Origin of the sequence: uncultured Tateyamaria sp., from assembly GCF_947503465.1 — a bacterium.
In the GTDB taxonomy this organism is placed as follows: Bacteria; Pseudomonadota; Alphaproteobacteria; order Rhodobacterales; family Rhodobacteraceae; genus Tateyamaria.
In genome coordinates this window covers 2,045,342-2,065,000 of record NZ_CANNDN010000001.1, presented here as the reverse complement: position 1 = coordinate 2,065,000, position 19,659 = coordinate 2,045,342, and the positions used below count along the sequence as shown (strand labels likewise).

The window sequence follows — 19,659 nt, the reverse complement described above, 5'->3', positions numbered from 1 at the left end:
AGATCAGTAAGAGCGCTGCAGCGCTTTTACTCGTCCGATCCGGACGAGCAGACGCGCATCCTTACGGATACGCTGACGCATAGATCGACACAGTCGATCGAATTGACATCGTACAGAGAGATACAAGTTACGTTGGGAGCAATCTCAATGTAACAATCAACACTGTTTGATCGCCCGAGTGTGGGTCTGATCTCAGTGTGGTTCCATGACCTTGGCAACAAGGAGATGGAAGGCGACTTGATCGGGTGCTTCCTCGCCCGTCTTGACGTATCCCGCGCTGAAACGAACAGAGTTGTCCAAGTCAAGTACACTAACCCGCGTGTCCGCACGGGCACGCACCGATCCCTTCGACCGACATCAAAGGGATCAGGGAAAGTATGCTTTTGACCAGAAAATGCGGCCCAGTTGTTCCAGCTTCTGAGCCATCGAAGACGCAAGTCTTTCTTTTTCTGGATCAAATCAAGCGCGAGAAGGGCGTTTGGTGAATGCCTTGGCAGTAAGAGGCGATGAAAGACGTGATACTCTGCGATAAGCCATGAGGAGCTGAGAATAAGCTTTGATCCATGGATCTCTGAATGGGGCAACCCACCTGACAGTTTCATATTGTTGCGCAAGCAATCAATATGTCGCTGAACCAGGTACTTTAGGACTGAATACATAGGTCTTAAAGAGCAAACCCGGGGAACTGAAACATCTAAGTACCCGGAGGAAAGGAAATCAATTGATACTCCCCTAGTAGCGGCGAGCGAACGGGGACCAGCCGAGCCATGAATGTGACTAGAACGACCTGGAAAGGTCGGCCATAGCGGGTGACAGCCCCGTATAGGAAGCATGATTGGACGTATTAAGTAGGGCGGAACACGTGAAATTCTGTCTGAAGATCGGAGGACCACCTTCGAAGGCTAAGTACTCCTTACTGACCGATAGTGAACCAGTACCGTGAGGGAAAGGTGAAAAGCACCCCGACGAGGGGAGTGAAACAGTACCTGAAACCGAACGCCTACAATCAGTTGGAGGGCCCTTGCGGCCTGACAGCGTACCTTTTGTATAATGGGTCATCGACTTGGTCTATCTAGCAAGCTTAAGCCGTTAGGTGTAGGCGCAGCGAAAGCGAGTCTTAATAGGGCGTCGAGTTAGGTGGATCAGACCCGAAACCGAGTGATCTAGGCATGACCAGGCTGAAGGTAAGGTAACACTTACTGGAGGGCCGAACCCACACCTGTTGAAAAAGGTCGGGATGAGTTGTGCCTAGGGGTGAAAGGCCAATCAAACTCGGAGATAGCTGGTTCTCTGCGAAATCTATTTAGGTAGAGCGTCATCCGAATACCCCGGGGGGTAGAGCACTGGATGGGTAATGGGGCCCCACAGGCTTACTGATCCTAACCAAACTCCGAATACCCGGGAGTACTAGATGGCAGACACACGGCGAATGCTAACGTCCGTCGTGGAGAGGGAAACAACCCTGACCTACAGCTAAGGCCCCCAATTCATGGCTAAGTGGGAAAGCAAGTGGGACGACCAAAACAACCAGGAGGTTGGCTTAGAAGCAGCCATCCTTTAAAGATAGCGTAACAGCTCACTGGTCTAAATAAGTTGTCCTGCGGCGAAGATGTAACGGGGCTCAAGCCATGAGCCGAAGCTTAGGATGCCGTAAGGCATGGTAGCAGAGCGTAGTGTGACATAGTTCCATGTGTCCTTACCGTCTTCGGGCGGATTGGACACAAGGAGCTTTCTGTGAAGCCGGCGCGTGAGCGATCCGGTGGAGAGATCACTAGTGAGAATGATGACATGAGTAGCGACAAAGAGTGTGAGAGACACTCTCGCCGAAAGTCCAAGGGTTCCTGCTTAAAGCTAATCTGAGCAGGGTAAGCCGACCCCTAAGGCGAGGCCGAAAGGCGTAGTCGATGGGAACCAGGTTAATATTCCTGGGCCAGGAGGATGTGACGGATTGTGAAGGTTGTTCACCCTTATCGGATTGGGTGGGCCGCTAATCAGTCCCTGGAAATAGCCCTCCATTAGATCGTACCCTAAACCGACACAGGTGGACTGGTAGAGCATACCAAGGCGCTTGAGAGAACGATGTTGAAGGAACTCGGCAAAATACCTCCGTAAGTTCGCGAGAAGGAGGCCCGGTTCCTAGGCAACTAGGGGCTGGGGGCACAAACCAGGGGGTGGCGACTGTTTATTAAAAACACAGGGCTCTGCGAAGTCGCAAGACGACGTATAGGGTCTGACGCCTGCCCGGTGCCTGAAGGTTAAAAGGAGAGGTGAGAGCCTTGAATTGAAGCCCAGGTAAACGGCGGCCGTAACTATAACGGTCCTAAGGTAGCGAAATTCCTTGTCGGGTAAGTTCCGACCTGCACGAATGGCGTAACGACTTCCCCGCTGTCTCCAACATCGACTCAGCGAAATTGAATTACCTGTCAAGATGCAGGTTTCCCGCGGTTAGACGGAAAGACCCCGTGCACCTTTACTACAGCTTCACATTGGCATCAGGCCATGCATGTGCAGGATAGGTGGTGGGCTTTGAAGCAGAGACGCTAGTCTTTGTGGAGCCTCCCTTGAGATACCACCCTTGCATTGCTTGATGTCTAACCGCGGTCCGTTATCCGGATCCGGGACCCTGTGTGGCGGGTAGTTTGACTGGGGCGGTCGCCTCCTAAAGCGTAACGGAGGCGCGCGAAGGTTGGCTCAGAGCGGTCGGAAATCGCTCGTTGAGTGCAATGGCAGAAGCCAGCCTGACTGCGAGACTGACAAGTCGAGCAGAGTCGAAAGACGGCCATAGTGATCCGGTGGTCCCGAGTGGAAGGGCCATCGCTCAACGGATAAAAGGTACGCCGGGGATAACAGGCTGATACTGCCCAAGAGTCCATATCGACGGCAGTGTTTGGCACCTCGATGTCGGCTCATCTCATCCTGGGGCTGGAGCAGGTCCCAAGGGTACGGCTGTTCGCCGTTTAAAGAGGTACGTGAGCTGGGTTTAGAACGTCGTGAGACAGTTCGGTCCCTATCTTCCGTGGGTGTAGGATACTTGAGAGGAGTTGCCCCTAGTACGAGAGGACCGGGGTGAACGATCCACTGGTGGACCAGTTGTCGTGCCAACGGCAGTGCTGGGTAGCTATGATCGGACAGGATAACCGCTGAAGGCATCTAAGCGGGAAGCCCCCCTCAAAACAAGGTATCCCTGAGGACCGTGGTAGACCACCACGTCGATAGGCCAGAGATGTAAGCGCAGTAATGCGTTCAGTTGACTGGTACTAATTGTCCGATAGGCTTGATTTGATCCAGTAGAAGCAAGACTTCGATGGATCGAAAGCATACACATCACAGTCGTACGCGACTTGGACTACATTTGTTGATTTTCAGAGGGCTTTTTCGGTTTGGTGGTCATAGCGCAAGCAAAACACCCGGTCCCATCCCGAACCCGGCCGTTAAGTGCTGTTGCGCCGATGGTACTGCGTCTTAAGGCGTGGGAGAGTAGGTCACTGCCAAACCTAAAAAGCCCTCTGAACGTGTCTCTCCTACGATGTTCCAAAAATATGCCGCCCCCTGGGGCGGTTTTTTTGTGTCTTGCAGCACTGTGCGCACTGCCACAGCGTGACCGGGGCGCTACTTCCCCCTTTTTCCGCTTATCCCACTAGCCGAGATCAGCGCTGAATCGCCTGTCACACAGTCGTCGTGTAAAATTCACGCGCGGGTTGAGATGGCGTCACAACACTGGCTGATGGTTGAACTCTCAACACATTTGGGGGTTCCCATGAGACGAATTTTGACGACGGCGGGCCTGTGTCTGTTTGCAACAGCTGGCTTGGCCAAAGACCCAACTTACATTGGAAGCGTAGAAACCGTGCGCGGCGACGGAGACGGTGCGGACATGGCGCGCGGCACTGTATTCCTCGATGCCAATCGCAACTCTGTTCTGGATGCAGGTGAACAAGGTTTGCCCGGTGTGCAGGTGTCCAACGGACGTGAAGTGGTGCTGACCGCCGAAGACGGTACATATGAATTGCCGGCTTATGCAGACATGAACCTGATGGTCACGAAACCCGCAGGATACCTTACGCCCGTCAGCGCGGACATGGTGCCGCAATTCGCCTACATTCATAAGGAGGAAGGATCCCCTGATCTGCGGTTTGGCGGTATCGACCCCACCGGCCCCTTGCCTCAGGCTGTGAATTTCCCGTTGATCGAAGATGTGGCCGGCGCGACCTTCAACTGCCTCGTGTTCGGAGATGCCCAAGCCTACACCCACCGTGAGATCGGGTACGTGCGGGACACGGCGGGTCAAATGCTGGCCACCGCGGACCTGAGCGAAACAGAATGCCTGATCTTTGCAGGCGATGTCATGGGTGATGATCTGTCCCTTTACCCCCGCTTCAAGTCGATCATCGCGGTCGGGCAAACACCACAGTATTTCGTTGGTGGCAATCACGACATCGACTTTGATGCCGAAGATGACAAGGACAGCTTTGATACCTTCCGTCGCGAATGGGGCCCTGAATACTATTCGTTCGACATCGGGGACGTCCATTTCGTGGGCCTCGACAACGTCCGCTATCCTTGCAACGGCGTTGATCCGCATCCATTCTGTGCCACGGATGCAAATCACACGTATAACGGTGTGATCACGGGGCGGCAGCTTGAGTGGCTGGAGAATGACCTGGCCAACGTGCCTCAAGACAAGCTGATTGTTCTGACAGCCCATATCCCGTTTCAGACATTTACCGACAACACAGCTGCCAAACACCAGACCGACAACCTGGACGAACTGGTCGCAGTGCTGGGCGACCGCCCTGTCCTCGGGCTGGCAGGTCACACGCATACCACTGAAAACATTGAGAAAGGCGAGCACTTTGAAGGGTGGGAAGAGCATACGCATGTTGGTCCCGCGCCGTTCCATCAGATTGTCACCGGTGGATTGTCGGGCAGTTGGTGGGCCGGAGACCTGAACGCACAAGGTGTGCCGCACAGCACCCAACGTTTGGGCAGCCCGCGTGGGTTCTACGAACTTGCCTTTGATGGTCCTGACTTTGTCGACACGTACCGCACCTTTCACACCCATGCGGACGACCAGTTTCACGCATCCTTCAACACCCCGCGTTTTCGCGAATGGGCTGACCGCCTGCTGACATATCGCCAGCTTTACGCCAGATCGTTTGACCAAAAGCCCCCGGTCATCCGACGTGATCTGGGCGACATGCTGATGCTGAGCACTGCCGATCTGGACGAAGGCACATGGTTGACGATCAATGTCTGGAATGGGTCTGCGTCATCGCTTGTCTTTGCCAGCATCAACGGAGGGGACCCATTGCAGGCGACACGCACGCAAACTGGCACAGGCGAGGCAAAGCTGCGTGGGCCTGAATATGCGGACCCGCTGGCATTGGCCAAGCAGGCCACGCAAGGCTCTGTCGCAGCCCGGTCTGTGGATGGCGGGGATGACACTGCCGGGTTCACCACGTGGCAGGGCGTCCCGTGGCGTGGTGAAGCGGGTCCGTTTCAGGGTTGGATGCTGACCGACAACAGCCATCACCTGTGGCGGCTTGATATGCCCGCTGATCTGCCGGTTGGCACGCACACGGTTGAAATCACGGTGACTGACCGCCACGATCGCGTTTACCGTGAGACAATCGCCTTTGAAGTTGTTGAGGAATTGCCCAACCTGGAATGGCAGGCGCAATTCTGGGAGTAACACTGCGATTTATGACGCTTTTCTGACAGCAAAAGCGGGGGATGGTCTTGCGGTCCCCCGCGACTCGGCGTACATCACCCGAACCAAATGGCGCGGGATGGAGCAGCCCGGTAGCTCGTCAGGCTCATAACCTGAAGGTCGTAGGTTCAAATCCTACTCCCGCAACCATTGGTACCGACACCCCGCCCGTCAAACGGCGGGGTTTGTCGTTTCCATCATCGGCCAGAGCTAGGATCGATCCCAGTTCCCCATAAAGCTCGATGACATGTCCAAGTTTGTTGCCGTCATCGGGAACCATCCGAACGTCTGACACGAGGTCGCGCAGCGCTTCCGTCGCTTCTGGTCGAGTGGGGTCATCATTCGGGACTGTTGCGTTATTGGAGGGTTGTTAGGTCTGCTTCCTGGCGTCACACGCGGTCACACGCGGCGCTCGAACAGTTGGCTGATGAACTGGATCTCACCCGTGACGCCAGGTTTCTTGTGATGGATATGGCCGCGTTTGATGGTTCGGATATGTACCGTCGGAAAATCAGGCCCCGGCGACGGTGGCCAAGAAGCAACCCTCGGGGCTGGACATCAAGCGGACCATCGCCAACCTTGCGCGCGTGCCGTTCTATTCCAACCCGCAGATTGCGATGCACCTGATGCAGGAGGCGCCGCTGCGGCGCACATAGCGACAGGCCTTTTGTAAGGATGCTGTGGTGTGGCTGCACGGGGCAGGGATACTGTCCTGATCCCGGGGCGCGGGTTCTGATGATACCCGCTTGGGTTTCGCTGATCGAATTCAGAGTGGCGCAGCACCTGCGCCAGACGAGGGATCGACCTGCAAAGCGCATGCGTCAAAGCGAAGGCCGATTTTCTTGATCGTGGTGCGTTGCTATCCATAGTCTTTGAACGGGCTGTTACATCGCAGCCGCGCTGTGCATGAGATCAACTTGGGAGCGTAACTATTGCGTGCAAAGCGGATAATTTGCACTTAGTCTGCCGCTATTGATTAAAGCATGGTGGCGGAGCGTAGTGCGATTTTTGCGACTCATCAGCTGCGGGGGCACTTTTGCCCTGGCTTTTGCACTGGCCGGATTGGCCGGAGCGGTGCAGGTGGCGGCACAGACACAAACGCCGACGGCCAGCCAGATTACCCCGGACACGCTTCAGCCGCCGTTGCAGCGCTTGAACGGTGCAGTGGTATTCACTGGCCAGGCCGGCACGCAGGCGCCACCCGGATCAGAGGCCATCGGCATCACCTTGTCTGCGGTCGATCTCGAGGGCGGGTTGCCACAGTTGGCAGCCGAGAACGCAGCCCTTGAGGCGCAACTGACGCGCGGGCGCATTCCGGTGTCGGAGTTGTTTGATGCGACGGCGGATCTGGAAGCGGCCTATGCCCGCGAGGGGTTTGTCCTGAGCCGGGTGATCCTGCCACAGCAGCGGTTGCGCGATGGCGGACGGCTGCGCGTCGTGGTGGTAAATGGCTTCATCGAAGAGATCGACACATCGAACGTGCCCGAGAACACGCGCGCCCGGATTGATCGGCTGACCGAACCGCTGGTGGGCAAGCCGGGTCTGACGCGTGAGGAACTGGAGCGCCAGTTGCTGTTGGCGGGCGACACGCCGGGCACCGCGTTGAAATCGGCCTTGGGTCCGGGTGAGGACGAGGGCGGGGCAAAGATCTTGCTGGACCCCGAGTTCCGCCCGGTGACCGGGTTCGTGGGTTTTGGCAACCCAAACGACGATGACCTGGGGGAGGTCACGTTTAACACGGGGATCGAGCTGAACAGCCCGTTCCGCTTTGGCGAGACCATCTATCTCAGAGCGTCGGGCGCGCCGCAGAGCTTCTTTGGTGATGATCCGCGCAGCCGCATTCTGGCGGGTGGCGTGGTGGTGCCTCTGGGTTTTACCGGTCTGTCGTTCAACGCAGAGTTTACGAACAGCCGGACAACCCCGGACAATCCGCTGGTACCCACGGAATCAGAATTTGATCGCCAGTCATTGCGCCTGAGTTATCCGTTCCGGCGGTCGAGGGACATCAACATCACGGGACAGGTGGCGCTGGATTTTCAGGACGATGAGCAGGATTTTGTGGCCGGTGACGTGTCGGTGCCCATTTTCCGCGACGAAATCACGGTGCTGCGGCTGGGCGGTTTCGTGTCCTACTTTCACGAAAACGATTCGGTGTCCGAGGGTGGTTTGACCCTGAGCCGCGGCATTGATGCGTTTGGCGCGCGCACTGCCGCGGACGCAGCTTCCAGCGGGCTTCCATTGTCGCGCGCGGGATCGGATGCGACGTTCACCAAGCTGGTCGGCTTTTTCTCGCACCGGCGGGGGCTGACAGAGGACCTGTCGCTGTCCGTCGCGGGCCGTTTCCAAAGCTCTTTCGGCGATGCGCTGGTCAATTCCGAGCAGTTCAGCATGGTTGGGGCAGGGGAGTTGTCCACCTTCGATTCCGGTACGCTGCGCGGTGACAGCGGCTGGGTCATCCGCTCGGAGCTGTCTACGCAGACAAGGGTTACTCTGGGCGGCGTTCCGATACTGCTGTCGCCCTATCTTTTTGCCGGTATCGGGCAGGTGACACTGGAAGAACCAACGGCCATTGAGCAGCGTCGGACTGAAGGCCGCGCCTACGGCATCGGCATGGATATTTTTGCACAAACCGATTCAAGTTTCAGATCAAGCAGCTTGCGCATTGAGCTTGGACGAGGAGAACGTGACGATGGGACATCGGACGAAACACGGTTCATGGTTTCCGGAACTTTCCGCTACTAATGCTCCCGTGCGGCGGTTGCGCCGGGCGTTGTGGCTGAGTGCGTCCGTTCTTGCGGCTGTCCCGGGCGGGGTCATGGCGCAGGCGGTGCTGCCGCAGGGTGGCAGCGTGGTGCAGGGCGATGTGTCCATCGGCACGCCGGGCACGCAGTCGCTGACCATCACGCAGGGGTCTAATTCGGCGGTCGTGAATTGGCAGAGTTTTTCCATCGGCAGCGGAGCGCGGGTGGACATTCACCAGCCGTCGACCAGTTCCACCATGCTGAACCGTGTGACCGGCAACACCACAAGTGCAATCCACGGCCAGCTGAATGCGAACGGGACGGTCCATCTGGTCAACCCAAACGGCATCTTTATCGGGCCGAACGGCACCGTTAACGCGGGCAGTTTCGTTGCCTCGACCCTCGACATCTCGGACGAGGATTTCATGGCAGGTCGTTTGCAATACCGCGGTCTTGGCACTTCGGCGACGGTCCACAATGCGGGGCGCGTCACCATCGGTCGCGATGGCTATGCCGCACTGATCGGCGGCAGGGTGCGCAATGACGGGATCGTCACGGTGCCATACGGTCGCGTAGGCTTTGCCGCCGGTGAATGGGTCACGCTGGACGTGTCCGGCGACCAGTTCCTGCAAGTGGCCATCCCGTCAACCGGCGAGGATGATGGTGAGGCGCTGATCGATAACGCAGGCACCGTCAGCGCCGAAGGCGGCCTGATCGAGATGCGCGCCGCGACGGCCCGCCATGCGGCGCGCCACGCCATCAATCTGAGCGGCGTCGCCGAGGCATCTTCGGTCGCCGTGCGCGGCGGCGAGATTATACTGGGGGGCGGAACCGGGGGCGCTGTCACCGTATCGGGTCGGGTGTCCACCGGCAGCCGCCGACAGCCGACGGGCCCCGTGGTCGAAACCTCTAGACGGCCACAGATGCGCGGCGGTGATGTGACCATCACCGGCAACCGCATTGAGTTGGCCGGGGCCGATATCGACGCCAGCGGATCCGATGGCGGTGGCACGGTGCGCATCGGTGGGGATTTCGCGGGGCAGGGGGACCTGTTGCGCGCCGACACGCTGTCGGACGATGCCACCACCTTGATCAGGGCTGACGCGCTGGACACGGGCGACGGTGGTCGGATCGTCCTGTGGTCCGAGGTTCAAACCGATGTTTCGGGCACTCTGTCGACTCGCGGCGGCGACACTTCCGGTGACGGCGGGTTTGTCGAGGTGTCATCAAGGCAGCAATTGAACTTTAGCGGGTTTGCGGATCGGCGCGCGCTGAATGGCGCCTGGGGCACTTTGCTGCTGGACCCGAGCGATATCATTATCGATCCCGGCACGGGCGGCGAGGACACGCTGGAAGCCAACCTTGGGGCAGGGGATGTCACGCTGACCACGGTTGGCGGCACGGGCGGGAATGGCGACATCACCATCAATGCCGATGTCGACTGGGCGACTGGGACGACCCTACGCCTGGTGGCCGATGACGAGGGTATAAGCAGCGGAACCGGCGGGAACATTGTGCTGAACGGTGCGATCAACGGGTCTGCCGGTGGTCTGGAGCTGGATGCACAGGGCACTATCACCACGACTGCTGTCGGGTCCGTTGAAGTTGCCTCCTTTGTGCTGGACAATGGTGCCTGGGTTCAGGTCGCCGCACCGTTGCCTGCGTTTTCGGCGGGCAATTTCGAAGTTGATTTCGGTGGCAGTTTCCTGCGGGCGTTGGGCGGCACGGGAGACGCGGGCACCCCTTACCTGATCACGGATGTCTTTGGATTGCAGGGAATCGATTCAGTTGATGGCGCGAACTGGGAACTGGCAAACGACATCGATGCGAGTGGGACGGCGGGTTGGTCCCGTCCCATCGGCGCGGTGGGCTTTGTTCCCATATTCTCGTTTGACGGTGTGCTGGATGGTGCAGGTTTTGCAGTAACCGGTTTGACGGTTGAAACCTTTAACGGAGAAGGGACGGACCCTGCGGGTCTGTTTGACACCATCACCGCCAATGGCACGGTCCGCGATCTTGACCTTGTGGATGTTGATATCAACGGAAGCACTTCAGGCGGATTGGCAGGCTTTAACTTTGGGCTGGTTGAGAATGTGCGTGTCTCTGGCACGGTGCAGGGGTCTTTTGACGGCGTGGGCGGCCTTGCGGGCGTGAACGGCGGTACGATCCGCGACAGCATTACAGATGTCACGGTGAACGCCGTGACAAACTTTGACAGCTTTGGCGATTTGGGCGTGGGCGGCTTTGTCGGCGTCAATTCCAGCGGTTTGATCGAACGATCGCATGCGCTGGGTGACGTGTCCGTTGTCAACGGGGACGCGGATGTCGACATTGCCGTGGGCGGGTTCGCTGGCGTCGAAGAAGCAGAATCCGAGGCGTTGACCATTCTTGACAGCTATGCCCGTGGCGACGTGTCGGTCACCAGCACAAACGGGCCAGGTGTAGATGTAGATGCGGGCGGTTTCGTGGGCATCATCGGCGGTTCCATCGACCGCAGCTATTCCACCGGGTCGGTGACTGTTACGGGGGATGCCACCTCGGTCGCCGGGGGGTTTGCCGGTCTGGATCTGACCGACGGCACGGAAGGGGCCACGAATTTCTGGGACGTGGAAACATCGGGCCTGACCTTCAGCGCTGTGGGCACGGCGCTGACGACCGCCCAGTTCCAGGATACCGAGACCTTTATCACCCTGGGAGAAGCGCAGGGCTGGGATTTCGGAACGACATGGGCACCCGGGGATACGGGGTTCTATCCCGAGAACTACACGACATCGGCCGTCATCTTGGCGACCCCCGATCCGTTGACCGTGCAATACGGTCTGACGGGCAGCACGCCCACGACGGGCGACATAGCGGGTGGACCTGCCGACTTTGTCTTTGACGAGGATGGCGATACGCTGGATACCGATCCCGTATTCGCTGCGCTGTCCTTTAGCGATGAGACGGTGGGCGCACAGACCTTCACCTTGACCACCGCATCGCTTGTCAGCGCCGACGGTGTCACCTACCGCGTGGTGGATCGCCCGGGTACGGCAGAGGTCACACCGGCATCGCTGACAATCCTGCCCGATGATCAAAGCAGGACCTATGGCGATCTATTTACCTTTGCCGGCACCGAGTTCACTGTCGCCGGTACGCTGTTCTTTATGGACAGCGTCGACAGTGTGACGTTGACCAGCATCGGCACAGACGTAACGACAGGCGTGGGCGATTTCGCCATTCTGGGGTCCGACGCCGTTGGTACGGGCTTGGAGAATTACACGATCGTGTTCGACGATGCGGCTGCGTTCACGGTGACACCGGCGCCTTTGATCATCACGGCCGACGACCAGTCGCGGCTGGAGGGTGATCCGTTTGAATTCGGCGGAACCGAGTTCACGGTAACCGGCCTTGTCAACGAAGACAGCGTTGATAGCGCGCTGTTGTCGAGTGAAGGCGCGGACGCTGACGCTGTGGCCGCCGATAGCCCGTTTGACATCGTGGTCTCTGAACCGGAGGGCGAGGGTCTTGAGAACTACGATATCACCTTTGTCGATGGCACCTTTACCGTCATTGCTCCGAGTGACCCCGGCGAAGGGGAAATCGAGAACGAGATCCCGATCCCGCCGGTCTTCGTCGGGTTCCCCCTGCCCAACCCGCCGGACACCATTGACGACGGGGACGGGACGTTTGGCGGAACGGCAGGTTTCAGCCCGGATGCAGCCGCGGCGCAGGAAACGCTTGCCCGGGTGGACGCCATTTCCGAAAGCCTTGAGATCAAGGCCGATAACTGCGGGCAAAGCAGCGGTGACATCAGCCGCTACCTGGCGTGCCTGTCGGATTCGCTGAACGAGTTCGCGGATGAATTGGACCTGCTGTCCGCCGACCTGCCACCGGGCATGCAGAACGTGGCGCGGATCGTGCAAGATGCCCGGGTCAAGATCGACCAGGCGCGTGTGCGGGCGCAGTCCCGTCTGGCAGGTGCGACTTCCGATGCGGAACGCCAGGCAATCCGCCGCGATGCCGTCAACGAGGCGCGGTCGGCCCTGGCCGAGGCGTCGAGCGAGATCCGCAAGTCCATCGCACTGGTGCGGGCGGACGATCCGGAACTGGCCACGATCCAGCGGGCCACGGTCAACCGGGTTGCGGGTGCCGTCGATTCAGTTGGCATCAAGCTGGCGCGCGTCGCCGAACTGTAAGCGAACGGGGTAGGGGAGACACATCACCGATGCGCCGCCTGCTGTTGAGTGTTCTGGTGTGGGTGTTCGGGTGCGTGGCCGTGTGGGCCGAGGAGCGGGTGGCCTTTGTCGTCGGCAACTCCGCCTACGAGACGGTCAGTCCGCTCGACAATCCGATCAATGACGCGCTGGACATCTCCATCGCTCTGGAGGGGCTGGGGTTCAGCGTGATCGTGGGCAGTGACGCCACCATGGACGAAATGCGCCAGGGTATCGCGGCCTTTGCCGAGGCAGCCGAGACGGCGGATGTTGTGCTGTTCTATTACGCGGGTCACGGCTTTCAGGTCAGCGGGCAGAACTACCTGGTGCCGGTGGATGCGGCTTTGCGCACCGCTGACGATTTGGGGGACCAGACCATGCCGCTGACCGATGTATTGTCGGCGATGCAGCGGTCGCGGGGGTTGAAGCTGGTGTTTCTGGATGCGTGCCGTGACAATCCGTTTGGTGTCGAGCTGAACACCGAGGAGGGTCTGGCCCGCGTCAGCACCGCCGCCGATTTCATGTTTGTCTACGCCACCCAGCCCGACAACGTGGCCTATGACGGCACAGGGCGAAACAGCTTTTTCACCGAAGCGATGCTGAACCATATCTACACCCCAGGACAGGACATTGCGGCGATGATGACCAATGTGCGCCGCGATGTGTTGTCGGCCACGGGCGGGCGTCAGGTGCCGTGGGAAAACTCGTCCCTGACCGAGCGGTTCCGCTTTGACAACAGCCCCGAGACGGCGTCGGAAGAAACGCTGCTGTGGCAGGTTGCGGCCAACGAGCGGGATGCCGATCTGATGCAGCTTTACATGGACCGCTACCCGCAGGGTGCGCATGTGGACGACGTGGTGGCCTTTCTCAGGAACGGTGACCAGACCCGCACGCTGACGTTCCGGGATGAAGCGGCAGAGGCCGAGCGGCTATGGAGCCTGGCGCGGCGCAGCCGGATGCGCCCGTTGCTGGAATACTATCTTGAGCGCTATCCCAATGGTGCCAATCGGGCGGATGCCGCCCGCCTGCTGGATCTGATCCCGCAGGCCGAGAACATGTCGCCCGGGTCAATCTGCGAACGGCTGGCGACACATCCGCGCGATGCCACGGCGGCAACGGGGGGTGTGCCCTTTGACCGGCTGCGCCAGAACGCCTTTTCCGCCATTCAGGCCTGTGCTGCGGCCGTGTCACAATCGCCGGAATTGCCGCATTACACGGCCTTGCTGGCCCGTGCGACAGCGGCCACCGGCGACATGGATCGCGCCATACAGCTTTACAAAAGCGCGTCGGATCGCGGTGATCTGCGGGCCATGGTGAGCCTTGCGCAATTGACCGAAGCGGGCAATGGCGTGCCACAGGATGCCGCGGCGGCCCTGGCGCTCTATGAACGTGCGGCCGATGGCGGGAGCCCGGACGCGATGATCAATCTGGCCGTTATCCTGTTTGAAGGTCAGCAGGTGCCGCAGGACATAGACCGGGCCATTGCCTTGCTGCGCCGGGCAGCCGAGGGCGGGTCGGCCCGTGCAGTGTTCAATCTGGGTGTCCTGGCGCAGGATGGGGTGGTCGACACACCGGAAGATGCGCTGCGCTATTTCGAGCAGGCGGCCCGGGACGGTGAGGTGCAGGGATACAGGGCGGCCGCTATCCTGCTGGATGAGGGCCGTGGTGTCACGCGCAACCCCAATGCGGCGGCCAACATGTTGTTGCGTGGCACGGCCGCTGATCGCGGTGTTCTGCTTGAACAGCTGACCGTGCGCACAAACGAGTGGTCACGCGACACAATCCGAGCGGTTCAGGAGCGTCTGAAGGCTGCTGGGTTCTATAGCGCCGCCGTTGACGGCTTGCCCGGTCCCAGCTTTGAGGCTGCGCTGACCCGGTGGCGAAATGGCGGGTTCGATGCCGAGGTTCTGACCAGCGGCTGAGCGCATGTTTGTATCGCGGAGATGGGCGGCACCTGACACTTCCTAATCGAATGCTTGGACAGATCGCGCCATATTTGTCTCTATCCAGAAGGTACTTGATCAGGACGTCGTGGACATTCGAACGACCCCGGGGGGCCACCCAACAGGTCACGCGGGTATCGTCGCATCTTGACGGCTGTGTCGCTTTATTCACACTGGATCGTTTCGGTGTCGCTGGTGCTCAACGGGCCCATGCGATCATAGCGTGCGCGCAGATCGGTTTTGCCGGATTGAAACCAGCCCACGCCGTTCACCAGCAGAAAGCCGCGGTTGAAGAAGGACATCTGCGCGGGCGTGCTTCCCACCTGCGCGCGCATCATGCGAACGTACAGAAGCTGGAGCTCATCGTATCCAAGCTGCACCTCACCCCGTCTGAGCATGGCCGCGTTTAGCCGCGCGTCGGCTTCGTGGCTGGCATTGATCGGGTCGACCCATTCGGTTTCCATCCAGCGCGCCAGATTTTCGGTTTTGCGCGCGATGCGCTGAGATTTGTCGAACCCGTATTGTTCATGGGCGCGAATGAGGTTCGAGATCTTGTAGTACTCGCCGCCATAGATCCCGAGCCCACCGGCATTTGTCAGAAAATCCAGGTGATAGACAAAGTACCGGAATTCGAGCGGCCGTTGCTCTGCGTAGGATTGGGTCCAGCAAAACGCCGCGTCGAGTGCGTTTGATGCATCCCTGTGCTTCAACATGGTTTGTGCCACCACCAACGCGTCGCTTTGCAACCACGCGGCCAGTTCTTCCTTGGCCCTGCTCTTGAAGCCCGACCCGGTTTGCCCGCCGAAACACAAATCCGAATGAGTGATGTTTTGCAGCTGCAAGGATGCGACCCTTGCTTCAGAGAACTTTTCGTCTTCGACCAGATCAAGGACCCGTATGAACGGTTCGGAGAAACGGGGCATCGTTTCTCGCGCGGCGTCGCGGGCGATATTGAAGGACACTGCGCTGCTGCCCGCGTCGATCGCTTTGACAAGGTCGCCGAGGCCGCCGTTGGCAATTGGCTTTTGCTGGGCCCCCAGGCTCAGTCCCTGACAATCAAAGTCGTCGGTGACGTGATCGAGCTTCTTCGTCTCGAACCTGTCGATGATCCGCACCGCTTCGGCCAGCCATTCTTTGTATGTTGAGGCCGCGATGTTTTGTGATCCGCACATGAGTAATGCCAAGGCAAGTATCAGTCTCATGGGTCCCTCGCGACGTCCTTGCGCAAACTGCGATTGTGGTCAGTGAGAAGATGGCACCCGGATCCGTCCGCGCGCAAGTGGTCTGCGGGGCCACCGCGCAGGGCTATGATCCCGCGGGCGCGTGTTCGCGCCGGGAACCGGTCAGGTGTCATCCTCCGCATTCGCCGCATCTTCGTCGAACGGATTGTCGGGATCTTCGTCCGCTGGATTGCCGGGAACAGCCGGCTGGGCGACGCTGTCCGCAAGCTCTGGCGGAACGGCAACCGGAGGGCCAGGCAATGGTGTGAGCGGCATTGGCTCGAAGTCGGCTGTCTCCGCTGTACCGCCCAGAACCAGCGTCATGACGTAAGGCAGACCAGTATAGTTGTCGCGCACATGGGCCGTGACCGTATCGCCGTCACGTTGCGGCGCGCCGATCGCGTCAAAGTCCGGCAGGCCGAAATCGCGGATCCGCGGTGGCCCTTCCTGCCAGGGTTGATTGGGGGCTTCGCTTTCGACCCGGGCGCGCACCTGTGCCGCGTAGGCAGCAGGATCCGTGATCAGCGTATAGCCCGCAGGCGCGACTTGCAGCGCCAGTTTGGCAAGCTTCGCAGGCTCCAAATCCGGCGCGCGTTTCAGCAGCCCGGCCAAATCGGCGATTTCCTCGCTGCCATTGAGAAGGATGGAGCGTCCGCCATCTTTGGCGTTTTTGGTGATTTGTGCAGTATCCATGTCCATCATCTCCTTAGGTTACGAGGGCCCATTCTTTCTTGAGCCATTTCGATTTGACGCGAGTCATGGTTCCGGGTGGGTCCGTCTTTTCCCACATGTACGGCTCGCCCGTCAGAGGATCTGCCGCGATCACGAAATAAGTGTGGTCTGATCCCGTGCCCCAGTTGGTATCGGCGATCACCACCTGAGGGTCACAGAATTTCTGGACCATCTCGTTTTGCGCCGCGTCTCTTGTATAGCGTGCGTTGCCAATCCCCTTCAGTGCATCGGCTGTCGCATCACTGACGTCGCGCGGCAGCATCGGTGCCGTCGGGCGGAACTTCTTGATGTTTTTCTTGAGCTTTTTCAGCTTCGACTTTGCCCGGCTGCGCGCTTTTGAAGGCATCGTGTCATCGGCCGCGATTGACTCGTACTCTTTTTGTACCGGGTCAATCACTTTGTCGAATACCGCCTGTGCGTCCTCGGCAGTCATGTCGTTGTCTGCAAAGTCTCTGCCCGGAACTGCGATGAAGTTTTCGATCTTGTCCGCTGACGTCGCACCTGCCGCACCCATGAGTGCGACAAAGGATGGATCACTTGCCGTCAAGGTCATCGTGTGAATGCCAGAGACTTCGAGCTGCACCAGATTGTCGGGCGTAATTCCACGCCTATCCATGAGGCTACCCACCACGTCCGTCGTGCGGTCGGTGTAGTCTTGCGCACTGTTAATCGGTGCTGTCATCTCGCCAACGCACGTCGTCCAGTTGGATGCCCCATGAAGCCCCTCTCGGGCGTCGTCTCCATAGCCCCCGCGCGGTAACGCCCATGGCTTGTGGCGCATCGCGTCGAGTCTGGCGGCCAGAGGTCCACGCACCGCAGCGATCACGGCTTTGCCCTCATCGCTGGTCGGGTCATACCCGCTTGTGTTGAGAGCCAGCGCTTCGACCCGGTCGAGATAGTCGTCGCGCGTGGCGACAATGTTGCCCGCACTGTCGTACAGCACGTAGCCGCCGCGATCCGACGAGCCGTCCGCGCCCGTCGCGCCATATTGGACGGTGGGATCGTACATTGGCGTAAACTCGGCGTTGATCGCATCTTCGAGATCAACGGCGAGATCGTTGGCCGCCGTCGCACCCACGACAGGGTCCAATGCGTCCATGTAATCGCAGGTGGCTTTGTCCACGCCTTTCTTCAAGGGTTTGGACACCCACATGGTGTCTTCCCGCCCGATCGCCGTGGCCAACGTGTATTCCAACGTACGGATCAGCGGGTCTTCGTCCGGCGGAAGGTTGGTGAGCACCGGAGTGCGATGCCCGGACGCATCGGTGAGTTCGCCAGTGGATGCGACTTGCGCATATTTTCCCATTGCCTCAATCGGGTCGAGCATCCGCATCTGACGAACCGGACCGGTGGCAAAGCAGGAACCGATCGGCCCCTGATCAACTGATTGCAGCATTGAGGCCAACACCGCCACCCGTGCGTCTTCTTCATCGACGGCTGTTGTTTTGCCAAGCGACTGCTGTACCAGGGCTTGGCCACCGCCGGCCGGAGGCGCATTGATCCCTGTCAGGATGTTGTTCGCCGATTGCGCATTTGCGGGTCGGGACAGGAAGTCGAGCGTGTCCAAAACGTGTTTGTTGTGCGCCGGCGCGCCGCGGCCACCAGTGGCCATGGGGTGAAACAGCGTTTGACCCACGGCAAGCTTTGCCCGGTCGGTGCCCATTGCAAGCTGGCCGGTTGTGGGGTCAATCAATCCTTCGGCCGCGCCCACGGCACGTTTCTGCACCTTCGCAACTTTCGAGTCGTGCATGCCTTCGCGCAGCGGGTTCGCCGCCACCAGCCCACCAAGCCGCACATAGTCATCCAGCCGCGCAAAGTAGGCCGGCCCGCATGTGCCACCGGTCTCCAACAGGCTGAGCGCGTAGCTTTCTGTATTCAGCCCATCGAGCGTATTGCCGTGTTGATCGGCAAACCCGTTTTCAATCTGGGCGCTGATCATCGGGATGGCATTGGCCACCGCGAGCGGGTCCAGGGCGTCATTGGCGATGGCGATCGTCTTGGAGGTCAGCTCCGGGTCCACCTCGAACCCGGCAATCAGTGCCGCGATTGCGTTGTTTGGCATCTTGCGGGCACCACTTTTTCCCGACAGAGGCCCGTTTTCAAGCGCATCTTCAAGCATGCGCGTGCCCTTCAGCGCCTTTTCAAGCGCGCGCGCATCTGTCAGCGCCTGTCGTGCTGCGACAATGCCTTGTTGAGCCTGCGTGGCAAGAGCGTCGTTCGCGGCAATTTCGGCCTGGCTGCGGCCGCCCAACCTCCGTATGCGCTCCACTTCCAGCTCCAGACGCGCGATTTCTGTCTCGGCATCAACTTGCGCCTGCCCTGCGGCCGCGATCCGTTCGTCGGTAATTTCACCGCCGCCGGTGATGGCGCGCATGTTTTCAAACGACGTTTGCGCCGCGACCGCCGCGGCGGGAAAGCGTGCGGCGAGGTCGCCAAGCTCGCCAGCCCGCAACGAAATGCGCAGCGCTTTGGCGAACTCTTCCTCGGCCGTGTCGAATTGTGCCGGCGTGGGGCGCGGAGCGGCAAGAGCCGCGCGCGCAGCCTGCTGTGCCGCGTTGAAGAAGGCGATGTCGTTGGCCTGAGCGTTGGGGTCCATCACCAACGCGTTTGTTTGGCGCAAGAGCGTCTGCCTGCGATCGGTCAATGCCGCATCAATGACGCGCAGATCGGCAAGCGCCTTTTCTATGCCTGCGTGGGCTTTTTTGAATTTGCCTTCGTTTTTGGCGGCAATCGCCGCATCGCGCAGGGCGTTTGTCGCCGCGCGTCCGGGCGTGCCATCGGGCACGAGGTTATACAGGTCTATGAAGTCCTGTTCCAACTGGAGGAACAACTCATAGTGCTCGACCTTCCTGTTGTCCGACTTTTTTGAAAATAAACTATGCTTCAGATAGCGATCAACGAATGTCTGCTGTGCGGGAGACAAATCTTCAAACGGCATGGTTATCCCTCCTTGGGAGCGCGCAGCTTTCCGTACGCCTCTATCCTCTAATCAACACGCACATTTGACAACTTATTCGAGAGATTTTTTCTTGACAGGGAATTTTTTGGAGGCGGGCCGATGCGATGGTTCGGGTCAGGCACATTGGCAGGCACGCAAGCGGCCGCGCTGCGAAGCGC

General features: G+C 59.4%; 8 protein-coding genes, 1 tRNA gene and 2 rRNA genes. 8 read left to right on the top strand and 3 right to left on the bottom strand.

Going from position 1 to position 19,659, the window contains the following annotated elements:
• Positions 1 to 457: 457 nt before the first annotated feature.
• The 8 genes from Q0844_RS10275 (at position 458) to Q0844_RS10240 (ending at position 14,569) form a co-directional block, all read left to right on the top strand.
• Positions 458 to 3,282: ribosomal RNA gene (locus Q0844_RS10275) — 23S ribosomal RNA — on the top strand.
• A gap of 97 nt (positions 3,283 to 3,379) precedes the next feature.
• Positions 3,380 to 3,494: ribosomal RNA gene (gene rrf, locus Q0844_RS10270) — 5S ribosomal RNA — on the top strand.
• 314 nt (positions 3,495 to 3,808) lie between these two features.
• Positions 3,809 to 5,692, top strand: coding sequence for a calcineurin-like phosphoesterase C-terminal domain-containing protein (locus tag Q0844_RS10265; RefSeq protein WP_299044475.1), 1,884 nt, complete (start codon positions 3,809 to 3,811; stop codon positions 5,690 to 5,692).
• Between the two features lie 91 nt (positions 5,693 to 5,783).
• Positions 5,784 to 5,860, top strand: a tRNA-Met gene (locus Q0844_RS10260).
• Between the two features lie 377 nt (positions 5,861 to 6,237).
• Complete coding sequence (locus tag Q0844_RS10255; protein WP_299044473.1) at positions 6,238 to 6,366, top strand: hypothetical protein; 129 nt, start codon at positions 6,238 to 6,240, stop codon at positions 6,364 to 6,366.
• A 352-nt stretch (positions 6,367 to 6,718) separates the two neighbouring features.
• Positions 6,719 to 8,452: a ShlB/FhaC/HecB family hemolysin secretion/activation protein gene (locus tag Q0844_RS10250; RefSeq protein WP_299044472.1), complete on the top strand. Its 1,734-nt coding sequence runs from the start codon at positions 6,719 to 6,721 to the stop codon at positions 8,450 to 8,452.
• 7 nt (positions 8,453 to 8,459) lie between these two features.
• On the top strand, positions 8,460 to 12,629 hold the full coding sequence (locus tag Q0844_RS10245) for a filamentous hemagglutinin N-terminal domain-containing protein (RefSeq protein ID WP_299044470.1): 4,170 nt from the start codon (positions 8,460 to 8,462) through the stop codon (positions 12,627 to 12,629).
• Positions 12,630 to 12,658: 29 nt separating this feature from the next.
• Positions 12,659 to 14,569 (top strand): caspase family protein, encoded by a 1,911-nt coding sequence (locus tag Q0844_RS10240; RefSeq protein ID WP_299044468.1) that lies wholly within the window; start codon positions 12,659 to 12,661, stop codon positions 14,567 to 14,569.
• 185 nt (positions 14,570 to 14,754) lie between these two features.
• Here Q0844_RS10240 and Q0844_RS10235 read toward each other — a convergent pair whose 3' ends face one another.
• The 3 genes from Q0844_RS10235 to Q0844_RS10225 all read right to left on the bottom strand — a co-directional run bounded on the left by Q0844_RS10235 (position 14,755) and on the right by Q0844_RS10225 (position 19,480).
• The gene (locus tag Q0844_RS10235) at positions 14,755 to 15,792 is read right to left on the bottom strand and encodes a hypothetical protein (RefSeq protein ID WP_299044467.1); all 1,038 of its coding nucleotides are present in this window, start codon (positions 15,790 to 15,792) and stop codon (positions 14,755 to 14,757) included.
• Between the two features lie 141 nt (positions 15,793 to 15,933).
• Positions 15,934 to 16,503 carry a hypothetical protein gene (locus Q0844_RS10230; RefSeq protein ID WP_299044464.1) on the bottom strand — a complete coding sequence of 190 codons (570 nt, stop codon included), beginning with the start codon at positions 16,501 to 16,503 and terminating at the stop codon, positions 15,934 to 15,936.
• Positions 16,504 to 16,516: 13 nt separating this feature from the next.
• Positions 16,517 to 19,480, bottom strand: a complete 2,964-nt coding sequence (locus tag Q0844_RS10225; protein WP_299044463.1) for a hypothetical protein — start codon at positions 19,478 to 19,480, stop codon at positions 16,517 to 16,519.
• Positions 19,481 to 19,659 lie beyond the last annotated feature (179 nt).